General features: G+C 75.9%; 18 protein-coding genes and 2 pseudogenes. 10 read left to right on the forward strand and 10 right to left on the reverse strand.

Annotated features, from left to right (window positions below; translation table 11 throughout):
* The first annotated feature begins 5 nt into the window (after positions 1-5).
* Together ACIRPP_RS07260 and ACIRPP_RS07265 are read left to right on the forward strand one after the other, a co-directional pair.
* Positions 6-1,157: an acyl-CoA dehydrogenase family protein gene (locus ACIRPP_RS07260; protein ID WP_403638719.1), complete on the forward strand. Its 1,152-nt coding sequence runs from the start codon at positions 6-8 to the stop codon at positions 1,155-1,157.
* Positions 1,157-2,206 (forward strand): Zn-dependent alcohol dehydrogenase, encoded by a 1,050-nt coding sequence (locus tag ACIRPP_RS07265; protein ID WP_403638721.1) that lies wholly within the window; start codon positions 1,157-1,159, stop codon positions 2,204-2,206. Before ACIRPP_RS07260 ends, ACIRPP_RS07265 begins: the two co-directional genes overlap by 1 nt.
* On the opposite strand, the pseudogene ACIRPP_RS07270 reads toward ACIRPP_RS07265, so the two are convergent.
* A pseudogene (locus tag ACIRPP_RS07270) lies at positions 2,196-2,647 on the reverse strand (helix-turn-helix domain-containing protein); the annotation flags it as partial. The gene ACIRPP_RS07265 and the pseudogene ACIRPP_RS07270 sit on opposite strands and share 11 nt — an antisense overlap.
* Here ACIRPP_RS07270 and ACIRPP_RS07275 point away from each other — a divergent pair.
* Positions 2,648-2,876: pseudogene (locus ACIRPP_RS07275) on the forward strand (MFS transporter); the annotation flags it as partial.
* On the opposite strand, the gene ACIRPP_RS07280 reads toward ACIRPP_RS07275, so the two are convergent.
* From ACIRPP_RS07280 to ACIRPP_RS07295, 4 genes are all read right to left on the reverse strand, one after another.
* Positions 2,873-3,487 carry a flavin reductase family protein gene (locus ACIRPP_RS07280; protein ID WP_403639165.1) on the reverse strand — a complete coding sequence of 205 codons (615 nt, stop codon included), beginning with the start codon at positions 3,485-3,487 and terminating at the stop codon, positions 2,873-2,875. The pseudogene ACIRPP_RS07275 and the gene ACIRPP_RS07280 sit on opposite strands and share 4 nt — an antisense overlap.
* Positions 3,488-3,554: 67 nt before the next feature.
* On the reverse strand, positions 3,555-4,376 hold the full coding sequence (locus ACIRPP_RS07285) for an enoyl-CoA hydratase/isomerase family protein (RefSeq protein ID WP_403638723.1): 822 nt from the start codon (positions 4,374-4,376) through the stop codon (positions 3,555-3,557).
* Positions 4,377-4,489: 113 nt separating this feature from the next.
* On the reverse strand, positions 4,490-6,715 hold the full coding sequence (locus tag ACIRPP_RS07290) for an acetate--CoA ligase family protein (RefSeq protein WP_403638725.1): 2,226 nt from the start codon (positions 6,713-6,715) through the stop codon (positions 4,490-4,492).
* Positions 6,716-6,875: 160 nt separating this feature from the next.
* On the reverse strand, positions 6,876-8,084 hold the full coding sequence (locus ACIRPP_RS07295) for a flavin-containing monooxygenase (protein WP_403638727.1): 1,209 nt from the start codon (positions 8,082-8,084) through the stop codon (positions 6,876-6,878).
* Between the two features lie 260 nt (positions 8,085-8,344).
* On the opposite strand from ACIRPP_RS07295, the gene ACIRPP_RS07300 reads away from it, so the two are divergent.
* Genes ACIRPP_RS07300 through ACIRPP_RS07315 form a run of 4 tightly spaced genes read left to right on the forward strand, consistent with a single transcriptional unit; the run spans position 8,345 to position 10,814 of the window.
* Positions 8,345-8,800 (forward strand): DoxX family protein, encoded by a 456-nt coding sequence (locus ACIRPP_RS07300; RefSeq protein WP_403638729.1) that lies wholly within the window; start codon positions 8,345-8,347, stop codon positions 8,798-8,800.
* Positions 8,800-9,255, forward strand: coding sequence for a Zn-ribbon domain-containing OB-fold protein (locus tag ACIRPP_RS07305; RefSeq protein WP_403638731.1), 456 nt, complete (start codon positions 8,800-8,802; stop codon positions 9,253-9,255). Before ACIRPP_RS07300 ends, ACIRPP_RS07305 begins: the two co-directional genes overlap by 1 nt.
* An 8-nt stretch (positions 9,256-9,263) precedes the next feature.
* A complete protein-coding gene (locus ACIRPP_RS07310; RefSeq protein ID WP_403638732.1) occupies positions 9,264-9,950 on the forward strand; it encodes a GNAT family N-acetyltransferase in 687 nt (228 codons plus the stop codon).
* Between the two features lie 3 nt (positions 9,951-9,953).
* The gene (locus ACIRPP_RS07315) at positions 9,954-10,814 is read left to right on the forward strand and encodes a GNAT family N-acetyltransferase (protein ID WP_403638733.1); all 861 of its coding nucleotides are present in this window, start codon (positions 9,954-9,956) and stop codon (positions 10,812-10,814) included.
* A 37-nt stretch (positions 10,815-10,851) separates the two neighbouring features.
* Here ACIRPP_RS07315 and ACIRPP_RS07320 read toward each other — a convergent pair whose 3' ends face one another.
* From ACIRPP_RS07320 to ACIRPP_RS07330, 3 genes are all read right to left on the reverse strand, one after another.
* Entirely contained in the window at positions 10,852-11,616 is a 765-nt protein-coding gene (locus ACIRPP_RS07320) for a pyridoxal 5'-phosphate synthase (RefSeq protein ID WP_403638734.1), read from the reverse strand.
* Between the two features lie 135 nt (positions 11,617-11,751).
* On the reverse strand, positions 11,752-12,177 hold the full coding sequence (locus ACIRPP_RS07325) for a pyridoxamine 5'-phosphate oxidase family protein (RefSeq protein WP_403638736.1): 426 nt from the start codon (positions 12,175-12,177) through the stop codon (positions 11,752-11,754).
* Between the two features lie 342 nt (positions 12,178-12,519).
* Positions 12,520-13,689, reverse strand: a complete 1,170-nt coding sequence (locus ACIRPP_RS07330; RefSeq protein WP_403638738.1) for a thiolase C-terminal domain-containing protein — start codon at positions 13,687-13,689, stop codon at positions 12,520-12,522.
* Positions 13,690-13,839: 150 nt separating this feature from the next.
* On the opposite strand from ACIRPP_RS07330, the gene ACIRPP_RS07335 reads away from it, so the two are divergent.
* Together ACIRPP_RS07335 and ACIRPP_RS07340 are read left to right on the forward strand one after the other, a co-directional pair.
* Positions 13,840-15,066, forward strand: coding sequence for an acyl-CoA dehydrogenase family protein (locus ACIRPP_RS07335; protein ID WP_403638739.1), 1,227 nt, complete (start codon positions 13,840-13,842; stop codon positions 15,064-15,066).
* Complete coding sequence (locus tag ACIRPP_RS07340; protein WP_403638741.1) at positions 15,063-15,563, forward strand: nitroreductase family deazaflavin-dependent oxidoreductase; 501 nt, start codon at positions 15,063-15,065, stop codon at positions 15,561-15,563. The genes ACIRPP_RS07335 and ACIRPP_RS07340 overlap by 4 nt, the downstream gene beginning before the upstream one ends.
* A gap of 16 nt (positions 15,564-15,579) precedes the next feature.
* On the opposite strand, the gene ACIRPP_RS07345 is transcribed toward ACIRPP_RS07340, so the two are convergent.
* The gene (locus ACIRPP_RS07345; RefSeq protein ID WP_403638743.1) at positions 15,580-16,206 is read right to left on the reverse strand and encodes a LysE family translocator; all 627 of its coding nucleotides are present in this window, start codon (positions 16,204-16,206) and stop codon (positions 15,580-15,582) included.
* A gap of 82 nt (positions 16,207-16,288) precedes the next feature.
* Here ACIRPP_RS07345 and ACIRPP_RS07350 point away from each other — a divergent pair, with 82 nt between their 5' ends.
* Positions 16,289-16,741, forward strand: coding sequence for an Lrp/AsnC family transcriptional regulator (locus ACIRPP_RS07350; protein WP_164337968.1), 453 nt, complete (start codon positions 16,289-16,291; stop codon positions 16,739-16,741).
* 131 nt (positions 16,742-16,872) lie between these two features.
* Here the strand turns inward: ACIRPP_RS07350 and ACIRPP_RS07355 are convergent, their stop codons facing one another.
* Positions 16,873-17,508: a TetR family transcriptional regulator gene (locus ACIRPP_RS07355; RefSeq protein WP_403639167.1), complete on the reverse strand. Its 636-nt coding sequence runs from the start codon at positions 17,506-17,508 to the stop codon at positions 16,873-16,875.
* Positions 17,509-17,612: the final 104 nt, after the last annotated feature.

A 17,612-nucleotide genomic window follows, 5' to 3' on the forward strand; every position in this document is an offset into this window, starting at 1 on the left:
CCGGCGTGGACTTCGCGCTCACCGAGGAGGACGAGGCCTTCCGCACGGAGGCCAGGGCCTGGCTCGCGGCGCACGCCCCGGCCGCCGGGGAGGACCGCCGTGCCTGGGAACGCACCCTCGGCCGGGCGGGCTGGATCGGCCTCGGCTGGCCCGAGGACGGCTACGGCAACCGCACCGCCACCCTCACCCAACAGGTCGTCTGGGCCGAGGAGTACGCCCGCTCCGGCGCCCCCGCCCGCTCCGGGCACATCGGCGAGAAGCTGCTCGCCCCCACCCTCCTCGCCCACGGCACCGACGCCCAGAAGGCCCGCTTCCTGCCGCCCGTCGCGGCCGGCGCGGAACTGTGGTGCCAGGGCTACAGCGAACCGGGCGCCGGCTCCGACCTCGCCGGAGTGCGCACCACGGCCGTACGGGACGGGGACACCTACCGGATCACCGGGCAGAAGATCTGGACCTCCCTCGCCCACGAGGCCGACTGGTGCTTCGTGCTGGCCCGCACCGACCCCGCCGCCCGCCGCCACCACGGGCTCAGCTTCCTCCTCGTTCCCATGGACCAGCCCGGCCGCGTCGAGGTCCGTCCCATCCGCCAGCTCACCGGCGCCGGCGACTTCAACGAGGTCTTCTTCGACGGCGCGCGGGCGCGTGCCGCACACGTCGTCGGCGGCGAGGGCAACGGCTGGCGGGTCGCCATGAGCCTGCTCGGCTTCGAACGGGGCGTGTCCACCCTGGCCCAGCAGATCGGCTTCGCCGGGGAACTCGCGCGCGTGGTGCGCACCGCCCGCGCCACCGGCGCCGCCGACGACCCCGTCGTGCGGGACGCGCTGGTGCGGCTGTGGGCGGAACTGCGGGTGATGCGCTTCAACGCCCTGCGCACCCTGGGCGGTCCGGGCGACCCGGGCGCGCCCAGCGTGGCCAAGCTGCTGTGGGCCGGCTGGCACCAGCGGCTGGGCGAGCTCGCGGTGCGGGTACGCGGCGCGGCGGCGGGCGCGGGCCCCGCCGACTGGACGCCCGCCGCGCCCTACGCCCTCGACGCCGACCAGCACCTGTTCCTGTTCTCGCGGGCCGACACGATCTACGGCGGCTCGGACCAGATCCAGCGCACGATCATCGCCGAGCGGGTGCTCGGCCTGCCCAGGACACCCGAGGGAGCCGCGTGATGAAGGGCGTGATCTTCGACGGGAAGCGGATCGAGGTGGCCGACGGCCTCGGCGTGCGGGAGCCGGGCCCGGGCGAGGTGGGGGTGCGGATCGCGGCGGCCGGGCTGTGCCACAGCGACCTGTCCGTGGCCGACGGCACGATCCCCTTCCCCGTGCCGGTGGTGCTGGGCCACGAAGGGGCCGGGGTGGTGGAGGCCGTGGGGGAGGGCGTCACCCACGTCGCGCCCGGCGACCACGTGGCCCTGTCCACCCTGGCCAGCTGCGGCACCTGCGCCGATTGCGGCCGGGGTCGGCCGACGATGTGCCGCAGGGCGATCGGCCGCCCGGGCCGCCCCTTCACCCGCCGGGGGGAGCCGGTGCACCAGTTCGCCGCCACCTCGGCCTTCGCCGAGCGCACCGTCGTCCGCGCGGTGCAGGCGGTGCGCGTCCCCGACGACGTGCCGCTGCCGTCCGCCGCGCTCATCGGGTGCGCCGTGCTGACCGGCGTGGGCGCCGTCCTCAACCGGGCCCGGGTGGAGCGCGGCGACAGCGTCCTGGTCATCGGCACCGGCGGCGTCGGCCTCAACGTCCTCCAGGGCGCCCGGCTGGCGGGCGCCCTGCGGATCGTCGCGGTCGACACCAACCCCGCGAAGGAGGAGGCGGCCCGCCGCTTCGGCGCGACCCACTTCCTCACCTCGACGGACGGCGTCCGCGACCTCCTCCCGGCGGGCGTCGACCACGCCTTCGAGTGCGTCGGCCGCACCGACCTGATCCGGCGCGCCGTCGACGCCCTGGACCGGCGCGGCCAGGCGGTGCTCCTCGGGGTCCCGCCCGCCGACGCCGAGGCGGCCTTCCGGGTCTCCGCGATGTACCTGGACAAGTCCATCCTGGGCTGCCGCTACGGCTCCTCCCGCCCGCAGCGGGACATCGCCCTGTACGCCGAGCTGTACCGGCAGGGCCGGCTCCTCCTCGACGAACTCGTCACCCGCACCTACCCGGTCGACGACTTCGACCAGGCCCGCGCGGAGGCGGAGGCGGGCCGGGTGGCCCGCGCGGTGCTCACGTTCTGACGGCGGCGGGCGCGGGCGCCACGGCCCGGGAGGCCGGGGCAGCCGTACCGAGCCCGCCGCCGGTGCGGAACGTGCGCCGGTAGGCGGTCGGGGTCACCCCGAGCGCCGCCCGAAGGTGCTGCCGATGGACTGCGCCGTGCCGAAGCCGCAGTCCCGGGCCACCTGGTCCACGGACCGGTCGGTCGACTCCAGCAGATGCCTGGCCCGTTCCACCCGCTGCCGGGTCAGCCACTGACCGGGACCGACCCCGGCCTCCTCCCGGAACCGGCGGGTGAAGGTGCGCACCGAACTCGCCTCCCGCGCCGCCATGTCGCGCAGCTGGATCGGCTCGTGCAGCCGCTCCAGCGCCCAGGCGCGGGCCCGCGTGGTGGACGCCTGCTGCGGGTCGGGGACCGGACGCTCGATGTACTGGGCCCGCCCGCCGTCGCGGTGCGGCGGCACCTGTGCCGCGAGCACTACGGGGACGACAGCGCGATCGTCTTCGGCTGGGTGCTCGCCTCGCACCCAGGTCGGCGCGGCCCTCGTCGCCTTCCTCGGGGGCGTGGCGCGGGACGTGTTCGGCTCCTACGACGTGGTCCGGTACGCCTCGGGCGCCCTGTGCGCGGCGGCGGCGCTGATGGCGCTGGTGATCCGCCGCCGCCCGGAGCCGCCCGCGGGGGCGCCGGCCTAGAAGCCCTCGCGGTCCGTGCCCTCCCAAAGGCGCCCCCGGTGGAAGAGCAGCGGGTCCCGCTCCTCGTCGGCGGCGCCCAGGGCGTCCACCCGGCCCACGACGATGAGGTGGTCGCCGCCGGGGTGCACGGCGTGGACGGTGCAGTCGACCCACGCGAGGACGCCGGCCAGGCGCGGGGCACCGGACACCGGGGCCGCGTCGTACGCCACGCCCGCGAACTTGTCCGCCCCGCTCACCGCGAACGCCCGGCACAGGCCGGCCTGTCCGGCGGCCAGGACGTTCACGCAGAACGCGCCCGCGCGCGCGATGCGCGGCCAGGTCGTGGACGTGCGGCCCACCATGAAGGCGACCAGGGGCGGGTCGAGGGAGAGGGACACGAAGGACTGGCAGGCGAAGCCGGCCGGGCCCTCCTCGTCGAGGGCGCTGACGACGGTCACCCCGGTCGCGAAGCCGCCCAGCACCCGCCGGAACTCGGCCTGCCCGACCGGCGCCCGCTCGTCCTCCCGTACGCACCGCAGCTCCGGCGCGGGGAGCGCCTCGACGACGGCGCCGGGGCGCCCGGCCGACCTGAGGTGGCGGACCGCCGCGGCGGCCATGCCCGCATGTCCCATCACACCCCCCATGAAAACTGACGACCCGTCAGATGGGAAGGGGTGCGGCACGGCGGACCGGAGGCGGTCACCAGCCCCGGAACCGCGCGGTGCGCCGGGCGGTGAAGCTCTCCAGTCCCTCCCGGGCGTCCCGTGTCGTCATGTTGATCTCCTGCGCGGATGCCTCGGCGGCGAACGCCGTCGCGCGGTCGGTGTCGAGGGAGGCGTTGACGAGCTGCTTGGTGAGGGCGAGGGCCCGGGTGGGGGCGGCGGCGAGCCGGCCGGCCCACTCACCGGCGGTCTTGGCCAGTTCCTCGTCCGGCACCACCCGGTTGACCAGGCCCAGGCGTTCGGCGTCCGCGGCCGACAGCGCGTCGCCGAAGAACATCAGCTCCTTCGCCCGCTGCGGGCCGATCAGCCGGGGCAGCAGATAGGCGCCCCCGGCGTCCGGCACCAGACCGCGCCGCACGAACACCTCGATGAACCGCGCGGAGCGGGCCGCGAGCACCAGGTCGCAGGCGAGGGCGAGGTGGGCGCCGAGGCCCGCCGCGGTGCCGTTGACGGCGGCCACGACAGGCTTCTCGCAGTCCAGCACGGCGGCCACGAGCCGCTGGGCGCCGAGGCGGAGGGTCCGGGCCACGTCACCGGCCCGGCGCTCCCCGGCGGGTGCGGCGCCGCGCAGGTCGGCCCCGGCGCAGAAGGCGTGACCGGTGCCCGTGAGGACGACGGCCCGCACCTCGGGGTCGGCGGAGGCGTCCCCGAGCAGGGCGACGAGGCGGTCGCGCAGACCGGGCGTGAGGGCGTGGAGGGCCTCGGGACGGTTGAGGGTGATCCGGGTGACGTGGTGGTCCGTGGAGTGCCGGATCCAGGTGTCGGACGGGGTCGGGGGGTTGCGGGGGGCGTCGGGCATGCGGGGGTCCCTTCGTGGCGGGCAGGGGGGAGGAGGCAGGGGCGGGCATCGGGCGGGCGAGGCGCGGGGACGCCGGCCCCCCGGCGTCCGGCGGCACGACGCCGGTGGGCGGGTCAGCGGCAGACGGCGAGGGCGTCCAGGGCCACCGCGCCCTGGCCGTGCGGCAGCACCACCAGCGGGTTCAGGTCGAGTTCCGCCAGGTCGTCCTCCAGCTCCAGCGCCATGCGCTGCACCCGCAGGACCACCTCGACGAGCGCGTCCACGTCCGCCGCCGGGCGGCCCCGCACCCCGTCGAGCAGGGCCCGGCCCCGCAGGCCCGCCAGCATGTCCCGCACCTGCGCCTCCCCGAAGGGCGGCACGGCCACGGCGGTGTCCCGCAGCACCTCCACCAGCACCCCGCCGAGTCCCACCGTCACGGTCGGCCCGAACAGCTCGTCCCGGGACACCCCGACGACCATCTCCACGCCCGGGTCGACCATCTGGCAGACCAGGACCCCGTCCAGCGCGATGTCCTCGTGGCGGGCGATGTCGGTCAGCTCGCGGTAGGCGTCGCGGACCTGGCTGGCCGAGGTGAGCCCGATCTTCACCAGCCCCAGCTCCGTCTTGTGGGCGATGCGCCCGCCGGACGCCTTCATCACCACCGGGTAACCGACCAGCCCGGCCGCCCGAACCGCGGCCGCCGCGCTCGTGACCAGCTGCTCGCGGGGCACGCGGATCCCGTAGGCCCGCAGGAGCTGTTTCGCCGCGTGCTCGCTCAGCCGCTCACCGGGACGCATCAGCAGCCGCGCCTTGCGGTGGGACGGCGAGGGAGTGCGGGGTGCCTCGTCGAAGGGGGAGCGGTAGCCGGTGACGAAGCGGTGGTGGTCGAGGTGGGCGCGGACCGCGGTGAGGCAGTTGGCGACGGTGCGGAAGGTGGCCACCCGCGACGAGCGGAGCAGCACGTCCCGGTACGCGGGCTCGGTCCCGACCGGGGAGCCCCACACCACGCAGACCAGCTTGTCCGTGCGCTCGGCCGCGGCCACCAGGTCGGCCACCAGCCGGTCGCTCAGCGGCGGGAAGGGCCCGGTCACCGGGCAGACGAGGACGCCCACCTCCGGGTCGTCGAGGATCGCGTCGATGATCCTCCGGCCCCGCGCGTCGCCCACGGGGTGGCCTCCGCTGTCGACCGGGTTGGCCACGTTCAGGTAGGGCGGGATCCACTGGTGCAGCTCGGCCTGCCGGGCCTCGGACAGCACCGGCAGCCGCAGCCCGGCCGCCGCCGCCAGGTCGGCGACGTGCGCGCCGGTGCCGCCCGAGATCGCGTAGACGGCGACCCCGTCGGCGCGCGGCGGCCGGGCCCGCGCCAGCAGGGCCGCGGTGTCCTGGAGTTCGTCGAGCCCGTCGACCCGGATCACGCCGAACTGCCGCATCGCCGCGTCCACCACCGCGTCCGCGCCGGTCAGCTTGCCGGTGTGGGAGGCGGCGGTGCGGGCGCCGGCCGTGGTGCGGCCGACCTTGACCGCGACCACCGGCACCCCGCGCCGGGCCGCCCGGTCGGCGGCGAGCAGGAAGGCGCGGCCGTCCTTCAGCCCTTCGAGGTACGCGGCGATCGCGCCGACCTCGGGCCGCTCGGCGAAGTAGGAGAGGAAGTCGGCGCTCTCCAGGTCGGCCTCGTTGCCGGTGGGGGCCCAGTGGGAGAGGCGGACACCGTTCTCCTGGAGGGCGAAGACGGGCCGGCCCTGGTGCCCGGACTGGGTGACGAGCGCGATGGCGGGGCCGTCGAGGTCGTCCCGGAAGTGTTCGAAGGCGTTCAGGTTGGTGTTGGGCCCCAGCAGCCGCATGCCGGTCCCCTCGACGGCGGCGGCCAGCCGGTCCTGGGCGGCGGCCCCCTCGGCGCCGGTCTCCGCGAACCCGGAGGCGAAGACCACGGCGAACCTGGCCTTGGCCGCGGCCAGCTCGCGGACCACCGGCAGGGGGTCGGCGACCAGCACCACGGCCAGGTCGACCGGCTCGGGCAGGTCGGCCACGGACGGCACGCAGGGCAGGCCCAGGACGGTGCGGCGGCCGGGGTTCACGGGGTGCAGCCGGGCGCCGGTCCGGGCCGTCCAGCCGGCCAGTCGGCGGGTGATCCCGGCGTTCGGCCGTCCCTCCTCGTCGGAGGCGCCGACGACGGCCACCGACTCCGGGCGGAAGAACCGGTCCAGGTCGGGGACGTCGGCGTGCAGTGGGCGTCCGCTGACGTCCAGGTCGCCCGCCTCGCCCTGACGGGCGTGCACGGCGGGTCCGGACCGTTCGCCGCAGGCGATGGCCCGGGCCCGTCGGGAGTCGGTGGTGAGGGTGCCGTGGGTCGATCCAAGCATCGCTTCGCCCGATCCTGTGAGACAGCCTGTGAGTCAGCTCCTGTGAGACAGCGTGAACCTGACGCTCTGTCAGGTTACTGAACTGACGTCGCGTCAGGAATGGCTGTGACCGGGGGAAGTCGACGAAGGGGCAGCCGAGGACCGTCCGCGCGGGCGGACGTCACCCGGGCAGCCGGGACACCCCCGGGGCGCCGCGGCGCAGCACCGCCCGGGCGATGCGCTGCGCGTCGAGCGCCATCTCGCGGAGGTTGCCGCTGATGGGGTTGGTGAAACCGGTGAAGTAGAGCCCCGGCGCGCCGTCCGGGGAGCGGCCGCCGTGCGTCACCGGCCTGCCCCGGTCGTCGAGCACGCCCAGGTGGCCGACCAGGCCCTCCAGGGCGCGGACGTAGCCGGTGGCCGCGACGACCGCGTCAGGCCCGATGCGGGTGCCGTCGGCGAGCAGCACCTCGCCGTCCTCGAAGCCCTCCACGGCGGCCACGATCTCCACCCTGCCGTCGCGCACCGCGTCGATCAGGCCCACGTCCTGCACCGGGATGGCACCCTCCAGCACGCGGCTGTAGAGCCCGGTGTCGGGCCGGGGCAGCCCGTGCGCCGACAGGTCCGGCACGGCCACCCTGGCCTGCACCCGGCCGATCCGGTCGACCAGGCGGACCGGCAGCCTGCGCACCAGCACGCCCGAGTACTGCGCGGGCCAGCCCGCCGTCGAGCGGCGCACGATGTGCGGCACGGTGCGCACGGCCAGCCGCACCCGCGAGGCGCCGCCCTCGGCCAGGTCGACGGCGATCTCGGCGCCGGTGTTGCCGACGCCCGCGACGAGCACGTCCCGGCCGGCGAACGGGGCCGCGTTGCGGTAGGCGTGGGCGTGCAGGAGCTCGCCGGTGTACGACGCGCGGCCGGGCCAGTCCGGCACCCGGGGCGTGTGGTTGTAGCCGGTGGCGACGACCACCGCGGCGCCGGTCAGTTCCCGGCCGCCGGTGGCGCGCAGCAGCCAGCCGGTGCCGTCGGGGGTGCGCTCGACGCGGTCGACCTCCACCCCGGTGACGATCTCCAGGCGGTGGTGCTCGGCGTACTTCTCCAGGTACCGGACGACGTCGTCCCGGGAGACCCAGCGGCCGAAGCGGCGGGGCATCGGCAGGCCCGGGAGGGCGGACAGGCGCCGGGTGGTGTGCAGGCGCAGCCGGTCGTAGTGGTGGCGCCAGGAGGTGCCCACGGCGTCGGACCGCTCCAGGACGACGGCGCGTACGCCCCGGGCGCGCAGGGCCTGGGCGGCGGCGAGTCCGCCCGGGCCGCCCCCGATCACGTAGACGGGACGGTCGGCGGGCTGCGGTCCCGCGGGCGGGGCGGATCTGTGGGAGGCGGAGTCGGTCATGAACGCGAGCGTATGCGCGCACCTGCTTGATGGGTCTCGGTCAAGACCGGAATTGGTTGCGGATTGATCACATCTGAGCGGGAAAGAGGCCCGTCCCGGTCGACGTGGCCCGGCCTGACCCGGTCCGCCCCGCCCGCCGGGTCCGGCGTCGTCGGAGGCGCCGTTTCTGCGGCCGTCTTGCGCATCCGCTCCCCGTCCGCTGAACTGACGTACCGTCAGATATGGCGGGTCGCAGGTCTCGGCCGGGAGCGGGTGTGCCCATGGACGTCCAGACGATCGGGCTCGGCGGCGCCGCATGGCTGGCCGTGCTGCGCATCGGTCTCGGCCTGTGGTGGCTGGAGAGCTGGCGGCACAAGGACCGCACGGGGTGGTTCGAGCGGGGCACCGGGATCGCGTGGGCGGCCGAGGTGGCCGCCGCGCACCGCTGGCGGCCCGTCCGGGCGGGCTTCGAGAAGGTCGTCGCCCCCCGCCCGCGCCTCATGGCCCACGTCGTCGTGCACGCGGAACTGGCCCTCGGCCTGGGCCTGGTCGGCGGATTCCTCACCCCGGTCGCACTGGCCGGCGGACTGCTGCTCAACACCCTGTACTTCACGCTCATGATCCACGACTGGGCCGAGCAGGGGCAGAACGCGATGATGGCCCTGATCTCGCTGGTCGCCCTGTTCGGGATGTCCTGGCAGACCTGGTCGCTGGACAGCGCGCTGGGGCTGTTCTGATGCCGGCCCCCGACGGCCGGCCCGAGGCCGACGCCTTCACCCGGACCTACTGGGACGCCGCCGCCGGGGGGCGCCTGCTGATCCGCCGCTGCCGCGCCTGCGGACGCGCCCACCACTACCCGCGCGAGTTCTGCCCCCACTGCTGGAGCGAGGACGTCACCTGGGAGAGGGCGAGCGGCCGGGCCAGCCTCTACACCTGGTCCGTCGTGCACCGCACCGACCTGCCGCCCTTCGCCGGCCGCACCCCCTACGTCCCGGCCGTCGTCGACCTCGCCGAGGGACCCCGGATGATGACGGAGATCGTGGCCCCGCGGCCCGCCGGCCGGCCCTCCCGCGCCGGCGCCCCGGAGGCCGGCGCGGCGCCGTACGACGGATCCGGCCTGCGGTCCGGAGCCGCTCTCACGGTCTGCTTCCGGGACGGAATTCCGGTGTTCCGTGCGGCACCGCCCGCTTGAATGGCCGCATGGCCCACACCGACGGGCGGACCGCACCGCCCCGCCCCCTCGCGTCCCCCGCCCGCCCCGTACTCCACGGCCACGGGCTCCGCCTGGGCCGCTGGGACCCCGGCTCGGCCGCCCACGCGGACACCTGGCTGCGCGGCACCACCGACCCGGACTTCCTGCGCTGGAACACGCCGCTGGAGCCGGCCACGGACCGTGCCGCCGCCCGGGCCGCCCTGCGGGGGCGGGCCCGGCGGGACGCGGAGGGTTCCACGGCGTCGTTCCGTGTCATGGACGCCGCCGACGGCACGACGCTGGGGCACATCGGCCTGAACGAGATCCACCCCGCCCTGGGACACGCCCGCGTGGGCTACTGGGTCCTCCCGGAGGCCCGCGGCCGGGGCGTCGCCACCCGGGCCCTGCTGCTGACCGCGCACTGGGCGCTGACCGGACTCGGCCTGCACCGGCTGGAACTGGGCCACGTCGTCGGCCACGAGGCGTCCTGCCGGATCGCCGAGCGGTGCGGCTTCCCCCTCGAAGGGACCCTGCGCGGGGCGCTGTTCGAGTCCGGCCGCCGGGACACCTTCCGCGACGCCCACCTGCACGCCCGCCTGGCCACGGACCCGGAGCCGTCGTACCCCGCGCCCGCACGGCACGGCGGGCCCGGGCGGAATCCGGAGGCGCCGGGGCACGGCCGGTCGGCATCATGAGGCATGGACACCACGCACTGGCATCGTCCCGGAGACGTCGACGCCTTCCTCGCCCGGGCCGGATCCTTCCTCCGGTCGCGCACCGCCCGGCACACCCTGATGCTCACCGTCACCGAGGCGCTCCGCACGCGCGGACCGCACACCTACGGTGACGGCATCCCCGAGTTCGGTGTCCTTCAACGCGACGGGGCCGTCCGGGCCGCCTTTCTGCGCACCCCGCCGCACCGGCTGCAGCTCACGGAGCTGTCCGCCGAGGAGGCGGACGCCCTGGCCGCGCACCTCCTGGACCTCGGCCGGGCACTGCCCGGCGTGCAGGGTGAGCGGGCCACCGCCGCCGCCTTCGCACAGTCCTGGGCCCGCCGGACGGGCTCCTCGGCCACGGTCGGCGAACGCCAGCGGCTCTACCGCCTGGGCGAGTTGACCGTGCCGCAGCCGGTGCCGCCCGGCCGTGCGCGCCTGGCGGGACCGGCGGACCGTGCCCAACTGGCCCGCTGGTACGTGGACTTCTGCACGGAGCTGGGCGAGGTGCACCTCCAGGACCCGGACGGCTGGGCCCGGGCCCGTGTCGCGGGCGGACAGGCCACCTTCTGGGAGACCCCCGACGGCACCCCGGTCTCCATGGCCTGCCGTTCCCCGATCGTGGCCGGGCAGAGCCGGGTGGTCGGCGTGTACACCCCGCCGCCGCTGCGCGGGCGCGGCTACGCGGGCGCGGCCACGGCGGAGGTGAGCCGGGCCGTGGCGGCGGACGGCGCCGAGGAGGTCCTGCTCTTCACCGACCTGGCCAACCCCACCAGCAACGCCCTCTACCAGCGCATCGGCTACCGCCCGGTCGCCGACTTCGCGGTGTACGACTTCACGGCGTAGGCCCCCGGCGGGGGAACGCACGGGGCGGCGGCGCGGCTCACGGCCAGAGCAGCTCCCGCGTCCAGCGCTCCGCCGCCCGCTCCCCGTCCCCGGCGCTCCCCGCGCTTCCGGCGTCGTCCGGCGTCCTGGCCCCGGTGCTCCCCGCGCTTCCGGCGCTCCCCGCGCTCTCCGGCACCCGCCGGTAGCGCAGCCGGACGTGGCGGCGGCGGGCGTCGCCCTGGAAGAACTCCACCTCGTCCGGGCGCAGCCGGTACAGCGTCCAGGACGGCACGGGGGCGTCCGGCTCCCGGGCGGCGCGCTCCCAGGCCGCCTCCGACGCCCGGGCCAGCTCGTCCACCGAGCCGAGCACCTCGCTCTGGCGTCCGGTGAGGGCGGCGGCCAGCGCCCCGGTGGACCGCACCCGCAGGTCGGCCCGCGCCTCCTCGGCCGGGGCCGCCGCGACCGGACCCCTGACCCGTACCTGGCGGCCCAGGACCGGCCAGTGGAAGACCAGCGCGGCATGGGGGCGGGCGGCCAGCTGGGCGCCCTTGCGGCTGTGCGTGTGGGTGGCGAAGGACCAGCCGTCGGTGTCGGCGCCGTGCAGCATCACCACGCGCGCGTCGGGCAGGCCCGCCGCGTCCGCGGTGGCCAGGGTCGGCGTGTGCGGCTCGCGCTGCCCGGCCGCGGCCACCTCGGCGAGCCAGCGCGTGAACAGCGGCAACGGCTCGCCGGGCGCGGTGTCCGGGTCCAGCGGGGGCAGCTCGGTGACCTCCGGGTCCCACACCCGCAGGGACCTGAGCAGCTCGTGCAGATCGTCAGCCATGCCCCATTGTCGGTCGCGGGCTTGGCGGACGGCGTACGGGCCGGGCGGACGGCCTACGGGCCGGGCCGGCCGGGGACGCCGGGCGCCCCGAGCCGGCGCCCCGCGCGAGCCCGGCCCCGCCCCGGGGCGGGCGGGTCAGAGCGAGCCGAGGTCGGAGGACACCCACCGTTCCGGACGCATCCGGATGACGACCTGGTCGCCGTGGGCCTCCCAGGCGTAGTCGACGTAGCCGTCGACCTTCGCGGCGGGCAGGTAGCGGGCGGAGATCTCCCGCAGGCGTTCCACGGTGGCCGGGGTGGTGTCGACGACCGGCCCCTCGACGGAGACGTAGCGGATGCTCGGTTCGAGCCGGTCGACCATCAGCGAGAACCGGCCGGCCGCGCCGATCAGCCGGTGCTTGCGGCTGTCCCGGCCGGTGAGGATCCAGGCGTCCTCGCCGGGCGCGTACTGGTACCAGATCGGCACCGTCAGCGGCGCCCGCCCGGCCTCCCCGGTGACGGACAGGGCGGCGACACGGGGCTCGGCCAGGAACTGTTCACGCTCTGTGCGGCTCAGGGCCATGGGGGATCCTCCTGCGGCTGGAAGCGTCGGGTCGTCCACACGGGCGTGTCATGCGCTCGCGTGCAGCACAACGAGGCCCGCACGCCCCGTGTTCCTCCCCTCCCCCGGACGGCCGAAAGCCGCCCCGCCCGCGCCGCGGGCGGGGAAGACCATGGGGTGCTCACCCCCGGCCCAGCACCACCGTCCCCGACGAGAGCAGAACCAGCCGCCCGTCCCCGAGGCGACCGCCAGCCGGGGAAGACCATGGGGTGCTCACCCCCGGCCCAGCACCACCGTCCCCGACGAGCAGAGCCAGCCGCCCGTCCCCGAGGCGACCGCCAGCCGGGGAAGACCATGGGGTGCTCACCCCCGGCCCAGCACCACCGTCCCCGACGAGCAGAACCAGCCGCCCGTCCCCGAGGCGACCGCCAGCCGGGGGAGGGAGCCGTCGGGCCGGCGCACCTGCCGGGCCCCGCCCTCGCCGCGCAGCTGCCGGACGGCCTCCACCAGCAGGAACAGCCCGCGCATGCCCGGATGCTGGGCGGACAGCCCGCCCCCGTCGGTGTTCACCGGCAGGGCGCCGCCCGCCACCCGCAGCCGCCCGTCCCCGACGAACGCCCCGCCCTCGCCCTTCCGGCAGAAGCCGAGGTCCTCCAGGGTCACCAGCGTCATGTAGGTGAACGCGTCGTAGATCTCGGCGAGGTCCATCTCGTCCGGCCGCACCCCGGCCCGCCCGAACGCCCGCCGCCCGCTTTCGGCCGCCGGGGACACCGTGAAGTCCGGCCACTCGGACATCGCGGCGTGGGAGACGTGCTCCCCGGTCCCCAGCACCCACACCGGATCCGTCCGGCAGTCCCGGACGACGTCCCCGGCCGCCAGCAGCACGGCCGCCCCGCCGTCGGACCGCAGACAGCAGTGCAGCTTGGTGAACGGGTCGGCGATCACCGGTCCGGACAGGACGTCGTCGACCGTGACCGGGTCGCGGTACAGGGCGTCCGGGTTGAGGGCCGCGTTGGCGCGGGCCTGCACGGCCACCTCGGCCAGCTGCTCGACGGTCGTGCCGTACTCCGCCATGTGACGGCGGGCGGCCATCGCGTACTTGGCGACGAGCGTGTGGCCGTAGGGGGCCTCGAACTGGAGCGGGCCGCGGCCGCCGAAGGAGAGTGTGCCGGTGCGGCGGCCGGAGCGGATGTCGGCGCGGGCGGTGGAGCCGTAGACGAGGAGCACCGCGCGCGCGTGCCCGGCGGCGATCGCGTCGGCCGCGTGCGCCGCCATGACCTCCCAGGTGGCACCGCCGACGGAGGTGGAGTCGACCCAGGAGGGCCGCAGGCCCAGGTACTCGGCGACCTCGACCGGGGCCAGGACGCCCAGCCCGGCGGAGGCGAAGCCGTCGACGTGCGTGCGGTCCAGCCCGGCGTCGGCGAGGGCCCGGCGGGCCGCCTGGGCGTGCAGGGCGTACGGGGTGACGCCGTCCAGCCGCCCGCAGTCGGAGAGGGCCACACCGACGACGGCTGCTTTCCGGGGGGCTGCCATGTATCTGACGGTACATCAGGTGCAAGCCTGCCGACCCCTGTTGTCCCTGCCGCCGACCGTTGTCCCTGCCGCCGACCGGAGGGGCGCGCACCCCTGGGCATCGCGGCTGCCGCGCCCTAATATGACGAGCCGTCAGATCGGGAGGCGCCCATGGACGCCCGCTTCACCGCCGAACAGGACGCCGTCCGCCGCGCCCTCGCCGACCTGCTCCGCGCGCGGTGCACCTCGGCGGACCTGCGGGCCGCCGTCGAGACGCCCGCCGGCCACGACCCCGCCCTGTGGGACGCCCTCGCCGGCCTCGGCCTCGCGGGGCTCGCCCTGCCCGAGCGCCACGGCGGGGTCGGCTGCCCGGCGACCGACCTGGTGCTCGCCTGCGAGGAGACCGGCCGGGTGCTCGCCCCCTCGCCCCTGCTCGCGACCACCGTGCTCACCGCGCCCCTGCTGCTCGCCCTGGGCACCGACGCCCAGCGCGAGCGGTTCCTGCCGCGGCTGGCGTCGGGCGGCCTCACCGCCGCCCTCGCCGTACCGGGCGGCGCCCTCGCCACCGCCCTCGCGCTCACCGGGGACAACGGCGGCGACTGGGCGGGCGGAGGACGCGCGGGCGGCGTGCAGGCCCGGCGGGCCGGCGGGGGGTGGCGGCTGTACGGGGAGGCCGGCCAGGTGCTCGACGGGCACAGCGCCGGGCTCCTTCTCGTCGCCGCCCACACCGGGGGCTACGCCCGCTCCCGCACCCTGCTCTTCCTGGTCCCCGGGGACGCGCCCGGCCTCACCCGCACCCGGCGCACCACCCTCGACGCCACTCGCCCGCAGGCCCGCGTCCAGTTCCGCGACGTCCCGGCCGAACCGCTCGGCGCCGTCGACGGCGACGGTCCGGGCGGCGAACGCGGCGGCGAGCCGGGCGGCACGGACGGCACCCGCGTCCTGGCCGCCCTCGCCCGGGCCGGGGACACCGCCGCCGCCTGTGTCGCCGCCGAGGCGGTGGGCGCTGCCGGGCGAGTCCTGGAGCGCACCGTGGAGTACGCCCGGCAGCGGGAGCAGTTCGGGCGGCCGATCGGGTCCTTCCAGGCGGTCCAGCACCGGCTGGCCGACGTGTACGTCCAGGTGCGGGCGGCCCGCGCGGCGGCCCACTACGCGGCCTGGGCCACCGCCCACGGCGAACAGGTGGGGCGGCTGGCCCTCGCCCAGGCCCTGGAGGCACTGCGCACCGCCGCCGCCGAGGGGATCCAGCTGCACGGCGGGGTGGGTTTCACCTGGGAGCACGACGCGCACCTGTACTTCAAGCGCGCCGCGGGCGACGAGCTGCTGTTCGGGCCGGTCCACCGGCTCCGGGCGCACGCGGCCGGCCTGGCGCACGTCTTCGAGGAGGCGGGACGGTGACACGGGTGCTGCGCGCGGTGCAGAAGGTGTCCGCCACCCGCGCCTTCGCGCGCCTCGCGCCGTACGCGGTCCCGGCGCTGGACCGCGCGGTGCACCGGCTCACCCGGGGGAGGCTGCTGCTCAGCACGCTGCTGCTGCCCGGCCTGGTGCTCACCTCCACGGGGGCGCGCAGCGGCCGGAGCCGCCGGACACCGCTGGCCTGCCTGCCGGAGGAGGGCGGGCGGAGCTGGCTCGTCGTCGGTTCCAACTTCGGCCGCGGTATGCACCCCGCCTGGACGTACAACCTGCTGGCGCACCCGGAGGCCCGGATCAGCCGGCGGGGTGAGGAGATCACGGTCACGGCCCGGCTGCTGACGGGGGAGGAACGGGCGGCGGCCTGGCGGGCGGTGTTGGATTTCTGGCCGCCGTACGCCGCGTATCAGGGGCGGGTGGAGCGCGAGATCCGGCTGTTCCGGCTGGAGCGCGTGGAGCACGGGATCCGGCTGGAGCGCGCGTAGCGCGCGAGCCGCACGCTCACAGCAGCGCCAGCCGCTGCACCAGCAGCAGGGCGCCGATGCCGAGCATCGCCGCCCCCGAGGTGCGGACCACCGCCCGCGCGGCCGCCGGGCGGGCGCCGAGCACGGCGCGGGCCGCGACGCCGACCGTGAGGTAGACGGCGGCGCAGCACGCCATGTGCGCCAGCCCCAGGACGACGGTCTGCGCCGCCACCGGCAGGTGGGCGCCGTCCCCGGTGACCAGGAACTGGGGGAGCACCGAGAGGTAGAGCAGCAGGCCCTTGGGGTTGAGGCCGCTGATGACCGCGCCCCGGCGGAAGGCCCGGCCCGCGCCCTCCCGCGGGGCGTCACGGTCCGCGCCCGGCGTGCCCGGGCGGCGCAGGACGCTCCAGCCCAGCCACACCAGGTACCCCGCCCCCGCCACGGTCAGCGCGGTGAGCAGGACCGGGGAGCCCGCGACGAGCACCGCGAGGCCGGCCGCGGCCAGCACGGTGTGCAGGGCGTACCCGGCGACCAGGCCGCCGACCGCGGGCGCCACCGACCGCCCGCGCAGCCCGGCCGAGATCGCGTACGCCCAGTCGGCACCCGGGACGCACACCAGCATCAGGTCGAGGGCGAGGAAGGAGAGGAGGGTCCCGGTGTCCATGCCGGCGAGATTAGGCGGATTCCGGCCGAATGTGTTCCCGTATTTTTTCGCCCTCTGGGCCTGCTGAGGCAGAATTTCCCCCATGGACGACATGGACCGGAAGATTCTTGCGGAGCTCCAGCACAACGGCCGGCTGACCGTGACCGAACTGGCGGCGCGGGTGCGGCTGAGCGTCTCGCCCTGCCACCGGCGGCTGCGGGAACTGGAGCGGTCGGGGGCGATCAGCGGCTACCGGGCGGTCGTCGACCCGGCCGCGGTGGGCCTCGCCTTCGAGGCGCTGGTGTTCGTGTCCATGCGGCAGGAGGACCGGGACACGGTCCGGGAGTTCGAGCGGGCCGTCAGCGACGTGCCCGAGGTGCTGGAGGCGCAGCGGCTGTTCGGGGAGCCGGACTACCTGCTGCGGGTGGTCGCCGCCGACCTCACCGCCTACCAGCGGCTCTACGACGAGCGGCTGGCCACGCTGCCGGGTGTGCAGCGGCTGACGTCCACGCTGGTGATGAAGCACCTGGTGAAGGACCGCCCGCTGCCCGCCTGACCCGGGCACCGCGGCCGGGTGATCCGCCCCGGAAACGGCACAGGCGGCGGCCACCGGAGTGAACCGCCGCCCGCCGGACAGGACTTGCGAGACGTCGAGAGAAGGAGAGAAGAAAGGAGGCCGCCGGGCGGTTACCGGGTGGGCTTCCTGCCGGTGACGCCGAGGTACACCAGCAGCGCCAGGTTCGGTTTCAGTTCCGCCTGCTTCACGCCCCAGGAGGTGAACCCCTTCTGGTGCGAGGCGACCGCCGCGAGCATGGCGACCAGCGACCCCGCGATCGCCGCCGGGTTCACGTCCTTGTCGACCCGCCCCTTGGCCTGCAGCTCGGCCACCGCGTCGGCCAGGGAGTTGTTGACGGAGTTGAGGATCTTCATGCGGATCTTGTAGAAGCGTTTGTCGCCCTCGGCCGCCCCGAGGTCGACGACCCGCAGGATCGCGTCGTTGCGGCGCCAGAAGTCCAGGAAGCCGTCCACGAGTTCCTGTGCCGTCTGCCAGCCCGCCTTGCCGGCCCAGGACCGGCCCTCGAGCAGTTCGGTCAGCTCGGCGCCCTCGGCTGCCATCCGGTCGGCGATTTCCAGAACCGCGCCCTCGACGTCCGGGAAATACTGGTAGAAGGTGGCGGGTGAGGTCCCGGCCTTCCTGGCGACATCGATGACTTTGACGTCCCGGTAGGGGGAGGAGCTGAGCATCTCACCGAGGCAGTCGAGCAGCTTCTGCCGGGTCGCCTGCCCACGTCGGCCGGCCACGCGGCCGTCCACGGTACGCACTTGTCCTGTCATGTCGTCAGCTTACCGAGGGGCGATGGGAGCGCGATTCGGCCGACTGCAAATGGGGTGTGCGGGTTCCAGGGGCCTGGTGTGCCTGGTCTGCG

The sequence above is a fragment of the Streptomyces sp. NPDC101219 genome, from assembly GCF_044767675.1.
Taxonomy (GTDB): domain Bacteria; phylum Actinomycetota; class Actinomycetes; order Streptomycetales; family Streptomycetaceae; genus Streptomyces.

Bases quoted from the DNA above. Each gene is read 5' to 3' on its own strand.
- ACIRPP_RS07265 (WP_403638721.1), top strand. From the start codon at position 1,157: ATGAAGGGCGTGATCTTCGACGGGAAGCGGATCGAGGTGGCCGACGGC.
- ACIRPP_RS07280 (WP_403639165.1), bottom strand. From the start codon at position 3,487: ATGGGACATGCGGGCATGGCCGCCGCGGCGGTCCGCCACCTCAGGTCG.
- ACIRPP_RS07285 (WP_403638723.1), bottom strand. From the start codon at position 4,376: ATGCCCGACGCCCCCCGCAACCCCCCGACCCCGTCCGACACCTGGATC.
- ACIRPP_RS07290 (WP_403638725.1), bottom strand. From the start codon at position 6,715: ATGCTTGGATCGACCCACGGCACCCTCACCACCGACTCCCGACGGGCC.
- ACIRPP_RS07295 (WP_403638727.1), bottom strand. From the start codon at position 8,084: ATGACCGACTCCGCCTCCCACAGATCCGCCCCGCCCGCGGGACCGCAG.
- ACIRPP_RS07300 (WP_403638729.1), top strand. From the start codon at position 8,345: ATGGACGTCCAGACGATCGGGCTCGGCGGCGCCGCATGGCTGGCCGTG.
- ACIRPP_RS07305 (WP_403638731.1), top strand. From the start codon at position 8,800: ATGCCGGCCCCCGACGGCCGGCCCGAGGCCGACGCCTTCACCCGGACC.
- ACIRPP_RS07310 (WP_403638732.1), top strand. From the start codon at position 9,264: ATGGCCCACACCGACGGGCGGACCGCACCGCCCCGCCCCCTCGCGTCC.
- ACIRPP_RS07315 (WP_403638733.1), top strand. From the start codon at position 9,954: ATGGACACCACGCACTGGCATCGTCCCGGAGACGTCGACGCCTTCCTC.
- ACIRPP_RS07320 (WP_403638734.1), bottom strand. From the start codon at position 11,616: ATGGCTGACGATCTGCACGAGCTGCTCAGGTCCCTGCGGGTGTGGGAC.
- ACIRPP_RS07325 (WP_403638736.1), bottom strand. From the start codon at position 12,177: ATGGCCCTGAGCCGCACAGAGCGTGAACAGTTCCTGGCCGAGCCCCGT.
- ACIRPP_RS07330 (WP_403638738.1), bottom strand. From the start codon at position 13,689: ATGGCAGCCCCCCGGAAAGCAGCCGTCGTCGGTGTGGCCCTCTCCGAC.
- ACIRPP_RS07335 (WP_403638739.1), top strand. From the start codon at position 13,840: ATGGACGCCCGCTTCACCGCCGAACAGGACGCCGTCCGCCGCGCCCTC.
- ACIRPP_RS07345 (WP_403638743.1), bottom strand. From the start codon at position 16,206: ATGGACACCGGGACCCTCCTCTCCTTCCTCGCCCTCGACCTGATGCTG.
- ACIRPP_RS07350 (WP_164337968.1), top strand. From the start codon at position 16,289: ATGGACGACATGGACCGGAAGATTCTTGCGGAGCTCCAGCACAACGGC.